Consider the following 20,424-nt stretch of genomic DNA (forward strand, 5'->3'; position numbering starts at 1 on the left):
TATGATTGGAGTGTTATTGGATGCAATCAAAAAAAGCTTTTCTATATGTATTTAATACAATGTCGGACTGGGAATATGGATATTTAATTGCTGAACTTAACTCAGGAAGATATTTCAAAAAAGATTTAGCACCTTTAAAAGTAATTACAGTAGGAGCTAATAAAGAAATGATTACTACTATGGGAGGACTGAGCATAAAACCAGATATTCCCTTTGATGAATGTACTCTTGAGAGTGAAGATCTTTTAATCTTACCAGGAGGGACTACTTGGAGAGAAATCATTCATGTGCCTATCTTGGAAAGAATCGGCGAAGCTTTAAAGCTTGGCACTATTGTTGCTGCCATTTGTGGTGCAACTGAAGGTCTTGCAAGTATTGGATACCTAGATTCAAGAAAGCATACAAGTAATAACTTAGAGTATATTAAAATGGTCTGTCCTAATTATAAAGGAGAAAAATTTTATGAGATGAAACCTGTAGTATCTGATGCGAATTTGGTTACTGCATCAGGATTAGCTCCTCTCGAATTTGCGATGGAAGTACTTAAAAAATTAGATGTATTTGCACCAGATACTTTACATTCATGGTATAAACTAAATAAAACTTATAACCCTGAATATTTCTTCCAGTTAATGAACTCAATAAATAAATAAATAAATAAATATAGTAACGGAAAAGCCAATTTCTCTGATTTGATTTTCAAAGAAGTTGGGCTTTTTAATTTGGAATTTCCTTATCGCTTTAAATCCGCGTTTTCCTGACGACACCCCTTAAAGGTATGTAAAGAAACCTTATGCAAGGCCATTATTTCCATAAAAAGAGTTCTGCACAAATTCGGAAATCTTATATGCAAGAATAATTTTTTCGTGAAATTAACGCCTGATCTTTTTACAAACAAAATAACAGCAGGCGTGATTCTGCCTGCTGTTCTATGTACGCCCTAACAAAATTCATTCACTTTTTAACAAAATCGAATCAATCTTCATTAACTCTCCATCTGTAAAATCTAAATTTTCCAGTGCTGCCACGTTCTCTTCAATTTGGCTGACCCTGCTTGCTCCAATTAAAGCAGAAGTCACTTTCCCGCCGCGAAGTACCCATGCCAGAGCCATTTGCGCAAGGCTTTGACCGCGTTCAGCAGCAAGTGCATTCAGTTCTTTCACACTTTCAATCACGCTATCCGTTACTGCTTCTTCCCCTAACGCCCCGCTCGGTTTGGCAGCTCTTGAATCAGCCGGAACGCCTTCTAAATATTTCTTTGTCAGCAGTCCCTGTGCCAAAGGACAAAATGCAATAGACCCGACTCCAGTTTCCTGAAGAACATCCTGAAGACCGTCTTCAATCCAGCGGTTCAGCATGGAATAACTCGGCTGATGAATCAAGATTGGTGTTCCAAGTCTATTCATGATTTTTACCGCTTCTGCTGTTTCCTCCGCACTGTAGCTGGAGATTCCGGCATATAGCGCTTTTCCTTGCTTAACAATAGAATCAAGCGCTCCCATCGTTTCCTCAAGCGGTGTGTTAGGATCCGGACGGTGGGAGTAAAAGATATCGACATAATCAAGGCCCAATCGTTTTAAGCTTTGGTCAATGCTTGCTGTTAAATATTTCTTGGATCCCCATTCTCCATAAGGGCCAGGCCACATATAGTATCCCGCTTTAGTTGAAATAATCATTTCATCCCGGTAAGGGGCAAAGTCTGTTTTTAAAACGCTTCCAAACATCTCTTCAGCAGATCCAGCCGGTGGACCATAATTGTTGGCGAGGTCAAAATGGGTAATCCCTAAGTCAAATGCTCTTCTCAGCATTGCCCGGCCATTTTCATATGGGTCAACGCCTCCGAAATTATGCCACAGTCCGAGGGAAATGGCCGGCAGGAGCAGACCTGATTGCCCGCATCTGTTATATTTCATTTTTTCATAGCGGTTTTCCGCTGCTTGGTATACCATAAGTAACTCCTCCTACTTCCATTTTATGTACAGGTTTTTTCGGTAATAAGAGTAAAATATTCGTACAAAAAGGTGCTTTTATTTTTAAGTTTATCACCCATTCTGCACAATTTGACAAATTCCCTTCAAATTTTACTATTTCTCTAAACCGCTTACAAGGAAAAATGACTGCAATTATTTTCACGAGAAAACATCGGTACTCCAAGCATCAGGTGTTTTTTCAATTACTAATACATTGAGGTTTAAACAAAGGTGGCTTCAAGGGGGGATGATGGACTCTAATGAATATATAGCTCAGAAATTACCCGTCTTAATTTCTCAAGGCCGCTTAATAACGGTCAGTATGGATTTGGTCTAAGGAATGTTTGACTGGCAAAAAAAGAATCAATCCCGCTAAGGATTGATTCTCATAATTCGTTACTTCATTCGAACAGAAACTGGATGTATATCCAGTAATACATTGGTTACCGAATAATCGTCCTTTCCTCCATCTTTATATCCCCAGAAGCCGTCCGTTTCCTCTGTTTTCCGGAAGATCAGTTCGACTCCTGTACCTTGATCAAATGCATAGCTTTTTACTATTTTCTCCCCGCTGTTATCCACCAGATTGTAGGACAGATAGTTCTTTAAAGTGCCGTGCGGAGTAAGGACTCCTGTATGTGGAGCGGCTTTAAAATCCCCGTATTCGTAGCCTTTTGTACGGTTTTTATGTGAGCTTATGGTAAATTTCTTTTGTTCCATGTCCACTGTATCTCCCGCTGCAAGAGCAGAGATGGAAATGTTCTTGTATTGCCCTTTTTTCCTTTCTGCTTTCGATAAATCGACCACCGTCAATCCTGCCCGTCCAACGACTTCCACTTTCTGTTCTTTATTATCGACAACCATAGCCGTATCTTCATCTATGCCAAAGGAAAGCTGGGTTCTGTCTCCTTTTTCATACGCTGTTGCAATCAGTCTGCCAAGTCTTGATTTATTGTCAAAGTGCTGATCAATGATTCCGTTTTGAAAAAAGCCGAGACCTCTCTCCAAATAACCGGGGCCTCCCTCCTGCTGTTCGATTCCGTTGTACGTATCAGTAAATCCTTTGGATAGGGTATCCAGGCTGCCTCCGCCTGCAAGCATCACGTCGCTCATGATCGCTGCACCGGCACTCGTTCCGCCTAAAACGGCTCCCTTTTTATAAATATCCCATATAGCAGATAAAGCTTTGGATTCCGTCTGATCCGGATTGAATAACGCTTCTGTGATGTACGTCTGATCACCTCCGACAAACCAAATGGCATTGAGTTCTTTTATGGCTGCGGCTGTTTTATCACTGTTCCTGTTTTCCTTCCACTTGGACTCATCTTCTGCTGTTCCTTTAAAGTCGTGTGAGGAAATAGGAAGAATCTCAATCTGATCTTCTTTGACCCCGTACTTGACCAGGTCTTTTTTAAAGGCATTCGAAGAGCTTAAAGATCCGCTTGCAGCAGGAATAATCCCGATTTTTGCTTTTGAATTTCCTCCGGCAAGATCTAAGAACTTCTTATAAACGGCCTCATTGCTTGAACCGAGTGCACCTCCAGCTATAACGAGATTACCTGAAATATCTCCGCGGTTTATTTTTTCAGGAACCTTGAAATTTGATGGTTTATAGTTTTTAAATGCTGTTTTATCTTTCTTGACCTGGACCGAAACCGGAACTGCATCAAGCTTTACATTGGTGATGGAATAATCATCTTTCTGACCGTCCTGGTAGCCCCAGTATCCATTGGTAGATGCTGTTTTACTGAAAGTTAATGCGTAGCCTTTCCCTTTGCTGTCATACAAATAGCTTTTTACAGATTGAGTGGATGAATTATCCGTCAGAGAATAGGCCAGATACGGCTTTAATCTTCCATATGGCGTCAATAATCCTGTGGCATCCAAAGGTTTGAACTGATAGTATTCATAGCCTTTCGTCGCGTCTTTATCCGGATGAATGGTCATTTCCTTCGTTTGATAATTGATTTGATCTCCCGGTGACAGAAAGCTGACGGAAACATTGTTAACCGGATGGACTTTTTTGCTTGCAGGCTTTGCTTTGCTTGTGTCAATGACGGTTACGCCGCCTCGTCCGACAATCTCTGCTTTTTTCTCCCGGTTATGGACAATCAGTGCAGTATCTTCATCAATTCCATATGAGTTATACAGGTCCTTCCGCTTTTCATAATTAATGGCGGCAGCCGCAAGCCGGCCCAGTCTTGCTCTTTCATCAAAGTGCTGATCGACGATTCCGTATTGAAAAAATCCGAGTCCTTTTTCAATATAAACTTGTTCATATTCTTTATTTTGAAGGGGTTCATCTTTCTCTGTAAATTCTCCCTTCAATCCTCCGAGACTATCACCGCCCGTGATCATGACATCACTCATAATGGCCGCCCCGGCGCTTGTTCCTCCTATGACACCGCCTTTTTATACATATTCCAAATCGCATCAAGCACGTTTGAATTTTTTCCCTTCTTATCTACTAATGTCTCGGTTATGCGAAGCTGATCGCCGCCAACAAACCAAATAGCTGTAAAGTTTTTGATTTGGTCTGCCCATTCTTTTTTATTCACATTGTCCTTCCACTTGCTTTCATCGAAATCCGTATCACTGAAATCGTGATTCGACAGAGGAAGAACCTCAATGTTTTCTTTCCTAACCCCATATTTCTCTAAATCGGCTTTGAAGTCATTCGAAGATTTCAGTTTCCCGCTTGCTGCCGGAACAATTCCGATTTTTGCCTGTTTCTCTCCGCCTGCCAGTTTAATAAAAGATTGATAGACGGCTGCATTGCTGCTCCCAAGAGACCCGCCGGTGATGACTAGACTTCCTTTAATGTCACTGCTCGTAATTTGACTTGCCTTTGCTGCCGGTAAACTCACTGTCGAGGCAAGCAAACAGGCTGCAGCAAACAGACTAAACCTTTTTTTCATTGCACGTCCCCCTCATTTTTTAGTTTCCTTATATAAAACCGCTCGAAGAAGTTAAGACTCCGTTTTGAAAGATAACTTATAGGTATATCCATTTGACCTTGACCATGTCTGCGAACCAAACGTATTGCCCGGACGGAGCTTGATGATATCCACATCCTTATTCCATAGCTGCTTGACGGAGCAGATGACGTTTTCGCCATATAAATGAATTGCTTGCTTCCGCCTGGCCACGTCATCCAAAGGGGTGTTTTTGATGAAATCGACATAATTGAACTGATCGCCTCCTGCGAAAAAAACCGCTTCCGCTTTGCTGATTTTATCTAAAACAAATGAATTGGAAGAAGCATAACGGTTATTCAGCAGGATTGTTTCGACCGATCCAGCTTGGCGTTATTGGTTTGTGCCAAATCATATAGATACTGGTTATAGCCATCTGTTCCAGATGTCCGGATCACAACAAAGTCTCCGCGAGTGGCATCCACAGCATGGCTTTATCTACATCTGTACCGCCACCCATTAAGTTAATTCCATATGAAGTGACAGCGGATACGTTGCCAGTGTTTCCATAGCGGCTGCGGCTTGCGCAGATATTCCTTGAAAAGATAAATTCACAAACCTTTTTATTGCATCAGCTCCCAATCATTAATCTTTTACTGTCGGCTTTTTTTCCCCAATGGATTCATTGTGTCAGATCACAAGTAAAAAATAGGGACGGTTCAGTCTGAATTGCACCTCCTTTCACACACATCCAGCAAATCACTCGTTTTCATGGACCTCTAGAATAAGAGCCACTTGTCATGAAGCATGCAAAATTCATGCCAAATCATGGCCCCCACATATATTTAAATAATCGAGTAGCTATAAATGCCTGAATGAAAAGGATTAAAAATATTTAGTCACTAATAAAAAAGAATTTTAATTTCTAACTATTCTAAAAATATTGAGTATATGGTTTTATTTGGTTCTTTATCATGATCGGATAAGACCCAATTGATATATGTGATGACACATGAGGAAGAATCTCCATAATCGCAAGAAGGAGTAAATTGTAAACGATTACTATTTTCATTCTTTCAAAATTAAATTGACACTCCTCTTTGAATCCTGTATTTTGTTCAAGTATGTATTAATATTTAGGAGGTTCATCTTGAACAATCAGAATGTGCAGCAAGTAAAAATTTCAACGGCCGATCCTTCGGCAATTGGTCTTTTTGGACTCGCTATGGTAACACTAGTAGCTTCATCGCAAAAACTCGGGTTAACGGAAGGACTTTCCTATATTATCCCTTGGGCAATATTCCTTGGAGGATTTGCTCAGTTGTTTGCCTGCATTCAGGATGCAAAGCACAACAACACTTTCGGTTCAACGGCATTCGGAGCATTTGGCCTGTTTTGGCTGGGTGTTGCTGGTTCATGGCTTATGCAGCTTGGTGTTTTCGGGGAAGAACTGGCTGCCGGGGTCGATTCGAAGCAGCTTGGAATGGCTTTTATCGGGTATTTGATTTTTAGTTTGTTCATGACGGTCGGGGCTATGGAAACCCACAAAGTGCTATTTACCATTTTTGTTCTTATTGATTTCTTATTTATTGGTTTATCCTTAAGCACTTTTGGAGTCATGCATGAAGCGACACATATGCTTGCTGCAGTATCCGAAATGCTGATTGCACTTGTGTCCTTTTACGGATCCGCTGCTGCTGTATTAAACCCTCATTTTGGAAGAGAGTTTCTGCCGGTCGGAAAACCGTTTGGTATTTTTAAAAAATAATAAAAAAACAGTCTCTCCGGTCCAGTGAGAGACTGTTTTTTTATTAGGCTCTGTTAAAGCCTGATGTTTATTTTTATCACCTGTTGATTGGAGTGGAAGGCGCGAGACTCCTGCGGGAGCAGCGGGACGAGACCCCGCAGTCGCAAAGCGGCGAGGAGGCTCACCGCCGCGCCCCGCGGAAAGCGAGCGCCTGCAACGGAAATCAACAGCCGAAGTTTAACAGAGCCTTTTATTAAAGTGCCCTTTTTACAATGCGAGAACAAATGTTCTTATAATTCTTCGCTTCCTTGTTTCCCATTAATGGAGTAGCTAGCAGAAAGATTTGCATTAAGAGAATGGGAAACGGAACAATATTTATCTTTAGACAACTGGATGGCATGAGCCACTTTTTCTTCCGGAAGCTCTCCTTCAAAGGCGTAATGGATGTGAAGGTCCGTAAATCTTTTCGGATGCTCTTCAGCACGTGTACCTGCAACATCCATTTGGAAATTAACAGGCTCCAGACGCATTTTTTTCAAAATCAGGACGATATCAATTCCTGTACAGCCGGCTACTGCGTGAAGCAGCAGCTCTGTTGGCCTCGGGCCGCTGTTTACTCCGCCTGTTTCCTGTCCTGCATCCATCTTGATCTCATGTCCGGATGGCGATAGACCCCCAAAAGCAAGGTTCCCGTCCCATGTTATGGTCGTTTTCATACATTCAGCTCCCTTTTTTCAATAGTATGGCTCCCTTTCTATATTTTAAAAAAGTCCGGACCATATCTTAATGGCCGCAGCGGTTATAAGGATGGCCAGGGCGGCTTGAAGATATTTAGCTGAAATCTTTTGGCCTGCTTTTGCTCCAAGCGGCGCGGCAAGCAAGCTTGCAATCACCAGTATGGAAGCCGGAAAGTAATCAATTTGTCCAGTGAACATTTTCCCTGCAGTTGTTCCGACGGAAGAAATAAACGTTACGGCCAAAGAGGAAGCAATCGTAACCCGAATCGGTATTTTAAGCACAGACAGCATAATCGGCAAAAGAAGAAAGGCTCCGCCAGCACCCACAATCCCGCTGCCAATCCCTGTAAGTATCGATAAAACAACAGCGATCCCTTTATGGAAATCTACTTCATTTACTTTGAAATCATTCCCCTCTTTTTTAGGGATAAACATCATTAAGGCAGCAATTAAAGCAAGGAGGGCATATATCATATTGACTCCGTTTTCTGACATGTAAATAGATAAAAAGCTCCCCATCAAGCTTCCGGTAAGGATTCCTGTTCCCATATAAGCAATCAGCGGCTTATGCAAATAGCTGCCTTTTTTATAGGACCATACCGCTGCAATGGACGCAGCCATTACCTGTATGGCACTGATGCCCGATACCTCATGTGCCGTGAAGCCGTGAAGTCCAAAAAGTGGAGGAATGAGGAGAAGCATTGGATAATTAATAATGGATCCCCCAATACCGAGCATTCCGGAAATAAAAGCTCCCGTAATTCCAATAAGAAAAATAATAAGGATAAATTCCATATTTGGTTCCTCCCTAATGAATAAGGAACCTTTTCAGGTCCCTCTCTTCTTTATCCTTTTTGAATCCAAAATTTTAGAACTTCTCCTTCAGCGGCTGTTTCCAATAATTCATGTCCGCCTGATGCAGTCCAGGCAGCGAGATCCGCTTTTGCGCCTTTGTCAGTAGCATGAACCTCTAAAATCTGACCCTTCTCTAAATCATTCATCGCTTTTTTTGTTTTCACAATTGGCATTGGACAAGCAAGCCCTTTTGCATCAAGCACTTTATGTGAATTCATGAAATCATCTCTCCTTTTTTTCTATCCATTATTTAACGGCACAGCGGTTCGGTCCGATTTCCATTTCCCGCTGCGTTTCTTCATCCGGGCTGATTCTACCCATGTTCATTTCGCGTATTTCCTGATAGGCGTTCGGCTGAGGAGGAAGGTTTTCTGTAACCAGTTCTCTGAACTCCTTCTCATCGCCGATGTTCATTCCATGATTTTTTTCCATTAACGGTCCAAGCCTTTTGCCCACAGATCCATCTTCCTTTAATTCACTGATCTGCATAAAGTGGGCTGGCAAAACCAGCAGATCCTCAGAGAGCTTTCTATACCTTGTATATAGAGACTCTCTTAAGTCACTAACCCAATCCTCTGCAAGACCTGCCAAGTCCGGTCTGCCGATTGAATCGATAAAGAGGATATCACCCGATAATAGATACATACCGTCAATAATAAAGGATGTGGAACCAATGGTATGGCCAGGTGTGTACAAGGCCTCAATATTCATCTCCGTACTGCCAATTTTGATTTTCATTCCATCCTCAAGAGCCTGATATGAAAATGCAGCTTCCTCTGCATCCTTGGGAGGGAGCCAGTATGCCGCATTCGTTTTTTCAGCAATTTTTCTGCCGCCGGAAATGTGATCTGCATGAAGATGGGTATCAAATACATGCTTGATTTCGGCACCTGCCTGTCTCGCAAACTCAATAAAAACATCTGTCATCCTCGTTGCGTCAATAACAGCCGCCTCACCGTTTGACAGAATCATATAGGAGAGGCACCCCTTGCCGAGGCGTACAAATTGATAAATTTCTCCTCCCCCATGCAAGTCACCGGCTTTTACCGGTTCCAAGTGCTCGCTCCAAGCCTTCATGCCGCCTTCCAGATAAAACACATTTCTTCCTGCATCAGAAAGCATATCTGCTACCATGACAGAGGATCCTTCTTTTGCACAAACGACAAGCACATCTTTATTTTCAGGAAGCTTTTCCAGAATCCCCTCTACGCCATCTAAAAGATCAAAGTAAGGAACATTTAGGTACTCGAAGTTTTCACCTTCAATTTTCCAATTACTAAAATCGTTTTGGTTCCGAACGTCCAAAATAAAAAGGAATTCCTTATCGATTACTTTCTTCGCAACTTCTTTGGCTGTCATAGGATTGTATGACATTTTCAATACCCCCTACCGTATTAATAATAGCAAATTTTTTTGATTAAAGCCCTGTTGTCTCCCCGACCCACTTGCTCATCCCCGGGACAACATTATATACGTTTTGAAACCCTGCCGATTCGAGCTGCTGCGCCGCCATATCACTTCTGCTGCCGGTCCTGCATACTACATAAATTGCTGTTTTATGGTCAAGCTCACTTAACCGTTCCTTTAATTCCCCTAGGGGTATAGATACTGCGTTGGGTATATGGCTAAAAGCAAATTCTGCTTCTTCCCGAACATCCAAGATAAAGGCATCGGAATCTGTGTTCAATTTAAGCAGCAGTTCCTCGTTATTGATAATTCTGGAGAAACGATTTTCCGAATCCTCATCTGAGGACTTCCTTAAAAAATGCTTTAATACATTCCCTTCATCCACCGTACCAATATATTGATGGCCTGAACTCTCGGCCCATGCTTTTAAGTCAGCTTTTGACCCTTTATCTGTTGCCTGTACCTCAAGCACCTGACCGGATTCAAGCTCTGACATGGCCTTTTTCGTTTTGACAATCGGCATTGGGCAGGCAAGACCTTTCGCATCCAATAAAACATCTGATTTAATAGAATTCATGGAAATTCCCCCTTAAAAAAATTAGATAAATAGATTTACATTTCCGTTTTCCGCTTCCCCAAGGTAAGCAGCTACACCGGCATACTCAATGTTTTCAAGCAGTTCTCCCTGCTGAAGCCCAAGCAGATCCATTGTCATCGTGCAGGCAACAAGGTGGATTTCCTGTTCCTGAGCCAAGCCGATCAGCTGTGGAAGAGTCATCGCATTATGTTTTTTTATAACGTGTTTGATCATTTTAGGCCCCATGCCTGCAAAATTCATTTTAGATATACTCATCCTGTCCGCACCTCGGGGCATCATATTAGCGAACATTTTTTCAAGGAATCCTTTTTTCACGTTGTAAGGTTCATCTTTCCTGAGGGCATTCAGTCCCCAAAATGTATGAAAGATCGTTACCTCATGATCATAAGCAGCTGCACCATTTGCAATAATGTAAGCGGCCATCGCCTTATCATAGTCACCGCTGAATAATACAATGGTGGTTTTCTTTTTATCTGACATAACCATTCCTCCTTCTAAATTACCTATAGGGGTATATGAAACTTTTCAATTCCTCTTTTGCTGATTTTGATTAAAGCTGTTTATAATTAAACAGCAGTTCCATCATCAATCGCGTATACCTATAGGGGTATATAAAGGTATAAAAAATATAGGGGCGGGTACCCCTGTGGGTATTACATTACAGAATATAAAGCAGTCTGTCAATCCTTAAATTTCTTACCGGCTTTTAACCAGCAGTTCAACCGCTTGCTTAACTAAATGATCCGTGCTCTCTCCCTTGGCAATATTCTCCCTTACACATTCCTCTAAATTCTGACTAACGATTACTCCCATAGTGCGGTCAATTGCATTTCGGGCGGCTGACAGCTGAGTGACAATTTCTCTGCAGTCCTTCCCCTGCTCCATCATCCCCACCACACCTTTGATCTGTCCTTCAATTCGCTTTAAACGATTCAAAACATTCTTATCGTACTCCATCTTTGGATCCTCCTTTTCTTACTAATTAGGTCATTATGATAGCTAATCTTATACCGGCCTGGGTATTGTGTCAAATAATGAATGGCAGTGAAGCTCCCATATGGCCTAAATGACATGATTTGCATAATTCCCCTCTATCTTATGCAAGCTATAATAAGCAGCGTTAATAAGGAGATTTTTATATGGAAACCCGTCCAAATCAAGATTCAGCTCATTCTGCCAATCAAATTCAAACGATTGCCAGCTTGATCGAGAGCTGCAAAATGTCTTCCGATTTTGCTTCAGATAAGGCAGAGGGTTCTTTATTCAGTGTCCATTATTTTAAGCCGATTATCAATAAAGATGTGCTTCATCGAAGCATTATGCCTTATTTGAAAAACGCAGGTCAAAACATTAGTCTCATTGGACTGCAGACTGCTATTCCGATTGACCATTCAGTGATCAGTTCTGATCCCTCTGAAATAGAAGAATTATTGATGCGCGGACATATCCTTGTTATTCCAGCCGCAGCCGTGAAGGAGGCTCTTCTCATTGCCGCTCCTTCTATTGAAAAACGGCCTGTGGGACAGCCGGAAGTGGAATACAGTGTTATTGGACCGAAAGAAGCATTTGTTGAGTCATTGGATATTAACCTTAACCTGGTACGCAAAAGAATGCCTACAAGAAATCTTATTATCCAGGAACTGAAGGCAGGATCCATTTCAAAAACCAGGATCGCTGTCATTCATCTAAACGAAGTGGCTAACAAGGAAAATGTAGAGAAGGTTTTGCACAACATAAGAGGAATTCAATTTGACCAGATTGCTGACAGTTCCTTTATTTTGCAGCTGATCTCAGACAATAGCACTTCTCCCTTCCCGCAGATGATTGATTCGGAACGACCGGATCGGGTAACAAGCGAATTGGCAGAGGGGAAGATCGCCATCATTGTTGATGGATCACCTCATGCTTTGATTTGTCCAACTACACTCATTCAGTTTTTTTCAGCATTCGAAGATTATTTTCTCCCATGGCCTATTGCATCTGTATTTCGGATGATCCGCTTGTTTGCGGTTTTCTTTTCAGTTGTTTCTACTTCCCTTTATGTAGCTGTCCTGACCTATCATTATGAAATGATTCCTTCCAATCTCCTGGATCCTCTTATCGCTTCCAGGAGCGGAATTCCATTCCCGCCGATCATCGAGGCTATTATCCTTGAGCTAACGATTGAACTGCTGCGGGAAGCTGGAGCAAGACTTCCTCAAAAAATCGGACAGACAATCGGTATCGTAGGCGGTATTGTCATAGGGACAGCTGCCGTTGAAGCAGGTTTGACAAGCAACGTTCTGCTTATCATCGTCTCTCTTGCTGCCCTGGCATCCTTTACAACTCCCATTTACCAGATGGGAAATACGATCCGGCTCATCCGCTTTCCGTTTATTATCGGCGGGCAGCTTTGGGGGATCTTTGGAGTTTTCCTTTGCTTCGGCTTTTTTATCTGTCATATTCTTAGTCTTACCTCGTTTGGGAGACCTTATATTGCCCCGGTATACCCTTTAAGATGGAGAGATCTGAAGGATTCCCTGTTCAGACTCCCTTTCAGCGTTCAAAATACCAGACCGGTGCAGATGCGCTCCCAGGATCCGGTGCGGTTTCACCGCCCATCCAAGCAGCGAAAACCGGATATTGAAGAATCTTAAATAAGGAGGAGTCCTCTTTGAAAACCATGTTGCCGCCAGACAGCAAAAAAGTCTCCCCCTTTTTTGTATTTTACCTTATCCACTCCCAGCAAATTGGTGTAGCGGTTTTAGGATTTGAACGGTATGTGGCCAAATCTGCAGGGTATGACGCATGGATTTCTGTTATTCTCTCAGGATTATCGATTATGGCGGTTGTTTGGTTCTGCTATAGAATTCTAATTAAGGATGGACATGATATTATTTCTGTCCATCATCAAATATTCGGTAAATACATAGGAAATGTCTTGAATGTGGCATTGGTCAGCTATGCTTCGCTATTGGTTCTCTTAAATCTTCGAACATACGTTGAGGTCATTCAGGTATGGATGTTTCCTGAGACGTACCATTGGGTTTTCATTGCATTAATCCTGCTGCTCGCCTATTCCTTTGTATCCGGGGGATTCAGGGTAGTCACAGGGATTTGTTTTTTAAGTGTCATTTATGGGATTCCTCTTCTTTTTGTGAAGTATTTCCCGTTAAGAGAGGCTCAGGTTGGAAATCTCCTTCCTATTTTCTCGCATTCTTTTTCTGACATTATGGAGGCAACGAAAACGATGACCTTGAACTATCTTGGATATGAAACGCTGCTGATCTTTTTTCCATTTATCAAGGATGGAAAGAAATCAGAGAAGTGGGCCTACTACGGAGTACTCGCTTCCATCGGTATTTATTTGCTGACTATTTTGACCTCGTTCGTGTACTTTGATCAGGATCAGCTCCGCACCACAATTTGGGCCACCCTGACGTTATGGAAAATTGTTGATTTGATTATTATCGAACGATTTGAATACATCGGAATAGCGGCATGGCTTTTTATCGTTCTGCCTAATATTGCGCTGGGGCTCTGGGCGGCCAGCCGGGCCATCAACCGGTTTACTCCCCTCACTCAAAGAGTATCTTTAAAGGGAGTGGCGGCTGCCGTTTTAATTGGTGCGGTACTGATCACGGAGCGCACCCAAATTGACCAGCTCAATTTCATGGCCAATACCATTGGCTTCTATCTCGCTTATGTCTATATTCCTCTTATCTACATCTGCCAGCTGGCCGTTAATAAATGGAGGGTTTCAAAATGAGGAGATGCTTCTTGCTCTTTCTTTCTCTTAGCCTTATGACTGGATGTACTCCAGAGCAGCAAATACTTGAAGAGCTCCAGCTTGTTCAGACAATCGGCTATGATTATGTCAGCGAGGATAAAATTCTGGGCACAGGAGGATCCACCTCGATACCGCCGGGCCAGCAGTCCCTTCCGACAGACGAAGTGTTTTCCGCAGTTGGGTACACAAGTAAGCAAATCAGGCAAAAGCTTCAGAACGAATCCACAAAGCCGATTGTAATCGGGCGCGTCGGAGTTGTTCTATTCAATCAGAAGCTGGCAGAAAAGGGCATTTCCGACCTTCTCGATAACCTGCAGCGTGATCCGGAGATTGGGAGGGACATTTTTTTAGCCCTGGCACAGGATAGTTCCCAAAAAATAATCAGTACAAAATACAGCACCAGTGTGCCTACTTCCAATTATATTTTTGATTTGATCCAGCAAAACATGGAACAGGACATGCCCAGAATAAATCTCCACGCGTTCTTGTACAGGTACTACGGCAAAGGGCTGAATGCCTACATGCCTATCCTCCAAAAAATAGATGACCGCTTGAAAATTATCGGAATCGGGATTTTTAAAGATGACAGGCTTGTCCAGCAAATTAATACCGAGGAAGCTTATTATCTAAAAATGGCTGAAGATACGATTAAAAAAGGCATCCTTGAAATTGATTTTAAGAATAAAAAACTGTCCATTGAAAACCTGTCCTCAAAACCGAAGATTACAGTGGAAAAGCGCAATGGATCTTATAAGACTGAGCTCACCCTGAAGATTAAAGGAAGGATCTCCGAAGGCGGTGGATTTAGGATGACAAGCAAGAACATCATCAGCGGAATAGAAAAAACAACACGTAAGCAAATTGAGCAGCATATGGAAAAACTGATCCAATCCTTTCAGGAGAATCAAGTCGATCCGATCGGATTCAAACGGAAGGCTATGCAAAATCGTACATTTTCAAATAAAAAATGGGGAGACCAGTATGCGAAAATGCCAATCCGCGTAAATGTAGAGGTTGCCATTATTCATGCGGGAATCATGGAATAGCCCAAGTTTTGTATAAATCCAATGCGTTTTTCGATAGTCGGCAGGGACATTTCATTCACGCGGCTTATATCTCAATTATTAGATTGCACCTTGGCATCTACATTGGTAAGAGCAAACCGTGTTCCTTTCTAAAGCTGAAAAAACCAAGTCTTCATTTGACTTGGTTTTTCAGCAGATATAATTTGCGTTCCTCCATCATTGAGGAAACCAGCATTAATCCATTTCCTGAGTAATGCCAGTAAGGCTGTCAGCTGATGAAGCCACCTCATGAAAGGCTTTTCCCAGATCCTGTACTACTTCATTGAATGTGGTTAATTCGATTTCGATTTTATCATTTTGCTGTTTAGTTTCAGCCATTGCGGTTAAAATTTGTTCAAAGTGGTTTTTGGTTTCTGTCATGCTGCTGTTGCCTGTTTGTACTGCTTCTGTTATTTTTTCTAAAGATTTTGTAAGCTTTTCAGTTTGTGAGTTTGTGTTCATAATTAATGCAGATACATTATCCACTGACTTCTTGGTTTGTTCTGAAAGCTTTCGGACTTCTCCTGCAACGACAGCAAAGCCCTTCCCCTGCTCTCCGGCTCTCGCAGCTTCAATTGCGGCATTCAACGAAAGCAAATTAGTCTGGTCAGCAATTCCTTTAACAATTGCCACAATTTCCTGCATCCTTTTTGAAATGTCTAGAAGTACGGCTGTATCCTTAGAAATGTCTGCTACTGAACTTTGTATTTTTATCATATTGTCATTCTGCTTGTTCAGCTGCTCCTTTCCAAAACCCGCTCTCTCTTCAGTAAGCAAAGATAACTCCGAAGCGTTATTGGCTAGGGATACAATCTCTTGGGATTGAGATTCAAGCTGTTGAAATGCAGCATTGGTTTCTTCTGAAATAGCCGCTAAATTTTGAGAAGCGCTAGAAACATTTTCTCTTATTTTTTTCTTCTCTTCTTCCGCTTCCTGTTTCAATCTTGCAGTCTCAGCATCATATGCTTCAAGGACTAATTGCTGCTCAAGATTTACTATTTTTGATACAGACTTGATTGTCTTCACTTTGTCGTCATTCTCTGCAACCGTCTGCTCGATGATGCCGATTAAAGATAAAAAAAGATCCTGAAACGCACACATATACCATTTTGATTCTAAACCAATTCTTACATGAACATGAGCAATGCGCACTCTTTTCTCAATATAAGTTTCATCAATCTCTCCTTCAAATATTTCAATGATATGCCGTTTAAGCGTTTTTTTTAATCGTTCAATTGAGCTGTGATTCTCTATGATCGAAAGCAATGATTCCTGGTGCCCGAGAGTTTTATAGAATCTGTCAACAATTTCGTTAATATGATCTTCTACTGCCGGCCGCAGGCTTTTAATCAGATTTAAATCTTCTTCCTTAAGTTCAATCATTTGAATTTGCTTTATGATTTCATTGTTTGGATTGATTTTTATTAATTCTTTTTCTTTTCTTATTGGTTCTGTTATTTCAATCTTTTGCCTCTGTTTTTTAAAAATCATGCTGCTCCTCCTGCTTTTGAGTATATTCTGGTGAATTATACCAAACAATTATGTATAAATAGAGCTTTTTTTACAATTTTTTAGTTTTTTAAGTTTTCGTTGTTTCAAAATCTTAGTTGTGCTAGAATTTGACACGCATTGCTTTATTATAGTGAAATGATTAAAGTGGAATTTTTTTATTTTTTTGAATACTTTTGTGATTTTATTCACAAAATAATCCATTAGAGATTGAACTAGGAGTGGTTATTTTGCAGCAGCAGTTAAAGAAAGAAATTGGTTTTCTAGCCGCTTTAACAACGGTCATCGGCACCGTTATTGGAGCTGGCGTATTTTTTAAGCCGACCGCGGTTTATAGTTCAACCGGCTCGGCAAGCTTAGGATTACTCGCCTGGTTTATAGGAGGCGTACTGACAATTTGTGCCGGATTGACAGCAGCGGAATTGTCTGCAGCCATTCCTGAAACAGGCGGAATGATGGCCTATTTAAAGCGTACATACGGAAATTTAACAGCCTTTCTGCTTGGATGGGCTCAAACTGTCATTTATTTTCCCGCTAATATTGCGGCATTGGCTATCATTTTTGGAACACAAACCGTCAGCTTGTTTGGTTTAGCTGCGAATGATCATAAAATGCTGATCGTCGGGATCGCAGCCGCAACCGCCATTTTTTTAACCCTGCTCAACTTTCTTGGAGCAAAGGCTGCCGGCGGGATTCAAACCGTGGCCACCATCTGCAAATTGATTCCATTAGCTCTTATCATTATTTTTGGTCTGCTTCATGAAGGAAGTGTGCCCTTTCAATTGTTTCCTGTTGAACCAGGACCGGAGCAATCTTCTTTTCTAACCGCGCTTGGGGCAGGTTTGCTTGCTACCATGTTCGCTTATGATGGATGGATTCTTGTTGGAAATATCGCGGGGGAAATGAGGAACCCGAAAAAGGATTTACCGAAAGCGATTATTTTAGGTTTATCCGCGGTTATGGCCATTTATTTGCTGATCAATGTTGCCTTTTTAATGGTGATGTCTGCAGCATCCCTTGCAGGAACGGATACGCCTGCATCAGACGCTGCACAGCTCATATTCGGTTCTATGGGCGGAAAACTCGTCAGTATCGGAATTCTTATTTCCGTGTTTGGTTCCATCAACGGATATGTAATGACAGGAATCCGTGTACCATATGCGATGGCTATGGAAAACAAACTGCCATTCAGCAAGTGGTTTGCAAAACTATCTTCTAAAAGCAGGATTCCATATAACTCAGGACTTTTTATCCTCTTGATTGCGATCATCATGATGTTTATTGGCGGATTCAACACGCTGACAGACATGCTCATTTTTGTCATTTGGATTTTCTACACGATGACGTTTGCGGCTGTCATGATTCTGCGTAAGCGGGAGCCGAAACTTGTCCGTCCTTACAAAGTGCCGCTGTATCCTGTTTTACCGGTCATTGCGATCCTTGGAGGATTATTCATCGTCATTAATACCCTGTTAACTCAGCCTGTGCTCGCACTATGCGGATTAGCGATAACAGCTCTGGGTCTTCCCGTTTATTATGGAATGCGCAGCAAGCATATCAATGTATGATCAAAAAACAAAGGCTCAGATAGGCTGGTTTATGCGCCCTATCTGAGCCTCTTTTGTATGAGCGGGATATCAAGATATCATATTTCCTCTTCATTGATACATAAACCGCATCATTGCATGCACTGCAAGCCGGCTTGTCATATCCCTAAAGTCTTTTGAAGGATCAATCTCTACGATATCCATTGCCCGTACTTTCTCATGCTTTGCTGCTGCAGAAACAGCTGAAAGAAGCTCCCTGCTCGTTAATCCTCCCGGACCAATAGCTGGACAGCCGGGAGCAAAAGCCTGATCCACTGCATCCATATCAAGAGACAGATAGATAACGTCCACTTTTTCCGCTAGCCTGTCTCCTTCTTTCTCTACAATGGGGATGATTCCGCTTCTTTCAATATCCCCCATTGTATAGATTGAGAGGCGTTTTTCCTGTGCATAATCAGAGTAAGCTTCAGCATTGGAAAAATCCCGGATGCCGATTTGAACCAGATTTTCCCCTTCAACTACTCCCTCTTCAATCAGGCTTCTGAAGGGTGTACCATTCGTCCTCCCCCCATCCTCAAGGTTCCGCACGTCATGATGGGCATCGAATTGTATGATTCCAATTGTTCCGAAGTTTTCACTAAAAGCCCGGATTGATGGATAGCTGATTCCATGATCGCCGCCGAGCAGAATGTATCGGGAGCATGAATTCGTTTCAATCATTTCCTTCACACTTATATAGAGTCTTTTTAAGCTTTCGGGCAGACTGGTTGGGTGTGTCATTACATCTCCAAAATCCAGTATTTTGTGATTGCGGTAATCCTTGTTTCGTTCCGCTGAGAAAGTAGAATAAAGGCTCATGCAGGACCGGATTGCTTGAGGAGCCTCAGACGCCTGAGACAAGGAAATGGAAAACTTGGAAAACGGCAGTCCGATCAGTCCTGTATCTCCTGTGATTCCCTCCTCATAAGGAATCACGGTTTCATTTACTTTTGTTACAAACCGATCTTTAAAGATTGCGGCCTTCCCTGGCTGTAGAAAGCTGAATGGATCCATGGCGTACCTTCTCCCATCTTTTCTTTCCTTCGGTATATACACTTTCTGCATGGTTCACTCCGAAATGATAAGGGATATATTGATAATTTGGCACATCCCAGATGACGAAATCAGCTTGTTTTCCGACTGCCATTATCCCCGCTTTACCACCGAGGCCAATAGCGTGAGCGGCGTTAACGGTCACCGCATTCCAAATTTCCTCTGCTGTCATCTTCAGCTTCAAGGCAGCAAGCGACATGATCATTTGAAGATTTTCCGTTACGCAGCTTCCTGGATTAAAATCAGTCGCAAGGGCTACAGCTGCCCCTTCATCCATCATTTTTCGGGCTCGGGCGTAATGATCCTTCCCTAAGTAAAAGGTGGTTCCGGGAAGCAGCACAGCTACCGTATCACTTTCAGCCAAGCAAGCGATGCCTTCATCTGAGGCGGCAACAAGGTGGTCGGCACTGGCTGAACCTAATGATACCGCAAGCTCCGTCCCGCCTAATGTGTCGATTTCGTCGGCATGAATTTTCAAACCAAATCCTTTTTCCTTCGCTTTCATCATATATTGTCTCGACTGGTCAATCGTGAACACTCCCGTTTCACAGAAGATATCTGCAAATTGAGCGAGCTTCTCTTCTTTTATGACATCCAGGAGCTGAATCATCTTCTCAAGAAACAAGTCCTCCTTTCCTTTATATTCAGCAGGAACGGCGTGAGGCCCCAGAAATGTAGGTACAAGACGAATCGGGTAGTTTTTGTGCAGCTGTTCGATAACCCTAAGCTGTTTCAACTCGGTTTCATGATCCAAACCGTAGCCGCTTTTTGCTTCAATGGCTGTAACGCCAAATGAAATCATTCGTTCAAAATGAAAAGCGGCTTTATCAAATAATTCTTTCGCGGATGCGTTTTTTGTAGCGTGGACTGTGGAGAGGATTCCTCCCCCCTTCGCAAGGATTTCCAAGTAGGAAACGCCCGCTTGCTTCATTGCGAGCTCATTTTCCCTGCTTCCGGCAAATACGAGATGGGTATGCGGATCCACAAGACCTGGTGAAACTACTTTCCCTTTTACATTCCGTTTTTCATTAGCGAGCAATCTCTCAGCTTCTTCAGTAGAGCCGATCCAGGATACAAGACCATCTTTTACGGCAATAGCTGCATTGTTTAAAACACGAAGCCTGTTCATGTCCTCTCCTTTCAATGGCTTTCCGTTAGTTTCAGGCAGAAGCAATTGTCCAATGTTAAAAAGAATCAGGTCATGTGTCATCGTG

19 protein-coding genes are annotated in these 20,424 nt (G+C 42.2%); 6 read left to right on the top strand and 13 right to left on the bottom strand.

Features of this window, described 5'->3' with window-relative positions; all coding sequences use genetic code 11:
- The first annotated feature begins 20 nt into the window (after positions 1–20).
- The gene (locus tag J9317_RS10245; protein WP_211558327.1) at positions 21–653 is read left to right on the top strand and encodes a type 1 glutamine amidotransferase family protein; all 633 of its coding nucleotides are present in this window, start codon (positions 21–23) and stop codon (positions 651–653) included.
- A 297-nt stretch (positions 654–950) separates the two neighbouring features.
- On the opposite strand, the gene mgrA is transcribed toward J9317_RS10245, so the two are convergent.
- From mgrA to J9317_RS20610, 3 genes are all read right to left on the bottom strand, one after another.
- Positions 951–1,949, bottom strand: a complete 999-nt coding sequence (gene mgrA / locus J9317_RS10250) for an L-glyceraldehyde 3-phosphate reductase (protein ID WP_211558328.1) — start codon at positions 1,947–1,949, stop codon at positions 951–953.
- A 417-nt stretch (positions 1,950–2,366) separates the two neighbouring features.
- Positions 2,367–4,340, bottom strand: coding sequence for a cyanophycinase (locus J9317_RS10255; RefSeq protein WP_249292115.1), 1,974 nt, complete (start codon positions 4,338–4,340; stop codon positions 2,367–2,369).
- Between the two features lie 26 nt (positions 4,341–4,366).
- Positions 4,367–4,888, bottom strand: coding sequence for a type 1 glutamine amidotransferase family protein (locus J9317_RS20610; protein ID WP_249292117.1), 522 nt, complete (start codon positions 4,886–4,888; stop codon positions 4,367–4,369).
- Between the two features lie 1,147 nt (positions 4,889–6,035).
- On the opposite strand from J9317_RS20610, the gene J9317_RS10260 reads away from it, so the two are divergent.
- Positions 6,036–6,653: an acetate uptake transporter gene (locus tag J9317_RS10260; RefSeq protein WP_211558329.1), complete on the top strand. Its 618-nt coding sequence runs from the start codon at positions 6,036–6,038 to the stop codon at positions 6,651–6,653.
- A gap of 269 nt (positions 6,654–6,922) precedes the next feature.
- On the opposite strand, the gene J9317_RS10265 is transcribed toward J9317_RS10260, so the two are convergent.
- The 7 genes from J9317_RS10265 to J9317_RS10295 all read right to left on the bottom strand — a co-directional run bounded on the left by J9317_RS10265 (position 6,923) and on the right by J9317_RS10295 (position 11,186).
- Positions 6,923–7,348: an OsmC family protein gene (locus J9317_RS10265; protein WP_211558330.1), complete on the bottom strand. Its 426-nt coding sequence runs from the start codon at positions 7,346–7,348 to the stop codon at positions 6,923–6,925.
- 45 nt (positions 7,349–7,393) lie between these two features.
- Positions 7,394–8,164, bottom strand: coding sequence for a sulfite exporter TauE/SafE family protein (locus tag J9317_RS10270; RefSeq protein WP_211558332.1), 771 nt, complete (start codon positions 8,162–8,164; stop codon positions 7,394–7,396).
- Between the two features lie 50 nt (positions 8,165–8,214).
- Positions 8,215–8,442 (bottom strand): sulfurtransferase TusA family protein, encoded by a 228-nt coding sequence (locus tag J9317_RS10275; protein WP_035411514.1) that lies wholly within the window; start codon positions 8,440–8,442, stop codon positions 8,215–8,217.
- A 28-nt stretch (positions 8,443–8,470) separates the two neighbouring features.
- The gene (locus tag J9317_RS10280; RefSeq protein WP_211558333.1) at positions 8,471–9,598 is read right to left on the bottom strand and encodes an MBL fold metallo-hydrolase; all 1,128 of its coding nucleotides are present in this window, start codon (positions 9,596–9,598) and stop codon (positions 8,471–8,473) included.
- A gap of 43 nt (positions 9,599–9,641) precedes the next feature.
- Entirely contained in the window at positions 9,642–10,208 is a 567-nt protein-coding gene (locus J9317_RS10285; RefSeq protein ID WP_211558334.1) for a sulfurtransferase TusA family protein, read from the bottom strand.
- A 21-nt stretch (positions 10,209–10,229) separates the two neighbouring features.
- The gene (locus J9317_RS10290; protein ID WP_211558335.1) at positions 10,230–10,709 is read right to left on the bottom strand and encodes a DsrE/DsrF/DrsH-like family protein; all 480 of its coding nucleotides are present in this window, start codon (positions 10,707–10,709) and stop codon (positions 10,230–10,232) included.
- Positions 10,710–10,925: 216 nt separating this feature from the next.
- The gene (locus J9317_RS10295; RefSeq protein WP_211558336.1) at positions 10,926–11,186 is read right to left on the bottom strand and encodes a metal-sensitive transcriptional regulator; all 261 of its coding nucleotides are present in this window, start codon (positions 11,184–11,186) and stop codon (positions 10,926–10,928) included.
- Between the two features lie 182 nt (positions 11,187–11,368).
- Between J9317_RS10295 and J9317_RS10300 the strand changes: the two genes are divergently transcribed.
- From J9317_RS10300 to J9317_RS10310, 3 genes are read left to right on the top strand one after another with little or no spacing between them, the layout of a single operon-like run.
- Positions 11,369–12,865 (top strand): spore germination protein, encoded by a 1,497-nt coding sequence (locus tag J9317_RS10300; RefSeq protein ID WP_211558337.1) that lies wholly within the window; start codon positions 11,369–11,371, stop codon positions 12,863–12,865.
- A gap of 26 nt (positions 12,866–12,891) precedes the next feature.
- Complete coding sequence (locus J9317_RS10305; RefSeq protein WP_211562270.1) at positions 12,892–13,977, top strand: GerAB/ArcD/ProY family transporter; 1,086 nt, start codon at positions 12,892–12,894, stop codon at positions 13,975–13,977.
- On the top strand, positions 13,974–15,044 hold the full coding sequence (locus J9317_RS10310; RefSeq protein ID WP_211558338.1) for a Ger(x)C family spore germination protein: 1,071 nt from the start codon (positions 13,974–13,976) through the stop codon (positions 15,042–15,044). The genes J9317_RS10305 and J9317_RS10310 overlap by 4 nt, the downstream gene beginning before the upstream one ends.
- Positions 15,045–15,257: 213 nt before the next feature.
- Here J9317_RS10310 and J9317_RS10315 read toward each other — a convergent pair whose 3' ends face one another.
- Positions 15,258–16,553, bottom strand: a complete 1,296-nt coding sequence (locus J9317_RS10315) for a globin-coupled sensor protein (protein ID WP_211558339.1) — start codon at positions 16,551–16,553, stop codon at positions 15,258–15,260.
- A gap of 245 nt (positions 16,554–16,798) precedes the next feature.
- On the opposite strand from J9317_RS10315, the gene J9317_RS10320 reads away from it, so the two are divergent.
- Positions 16,799–18,139, top strand: coding sequence for an APC family permease (locus J9317_RS10320; RefSeq protein ID WP_211562278.1), 1,341 nt, complete (start codon positions 16,799–16,801; stop codon positions 18,137–18,139).
- Between the two features lie 90 nt (positions 18,140–18,229).
- Here J9317_RS10320 and hutG read toward each other — a convergent pair whose 3' ends face one another.
- Both hutG and hutI read right to left on the bottom strand, forming a co-directional pair.
- Positions 18,230–19,171 (bottom strand): formimidoylglutamase, encoded by a 942-nt coding sequence (gene hutG / locus J9317_RS10325; RefSeq protein WP_211558341.1) that lies wholly within the window; start codon positions 19,169–19,171, stop codon positions 18,230–18,232.
- Positions 19,125–20,420 carry an imidazolonepropionase gene (hutI, locus tag J9317_RS10330; protein ID WP_211558343.1) on the bottom strand — a complete coding sequence of 432 codons (1,296 nt, stop codon included), beginning with the start codon at positions 20,418–20,420 and terminating at the stop codon, positions 19,125–19,127. The genes hutG and hutI overlap by 47 nt, the downstream gene beginning before the upstream one ends.
- Between the last annotated feature and the right edge of the window lie 4 nt (positions 20,421–20,424).

The sequence above is a fragment of the Metabacillus flavus genome, from assembly GCF_018283675.1.
GTDB lineage: Bacteria > Bacillota > Bacilli > Bacillales > Bacillaceae > Metabacillus_B > Metabacillus_B flavus.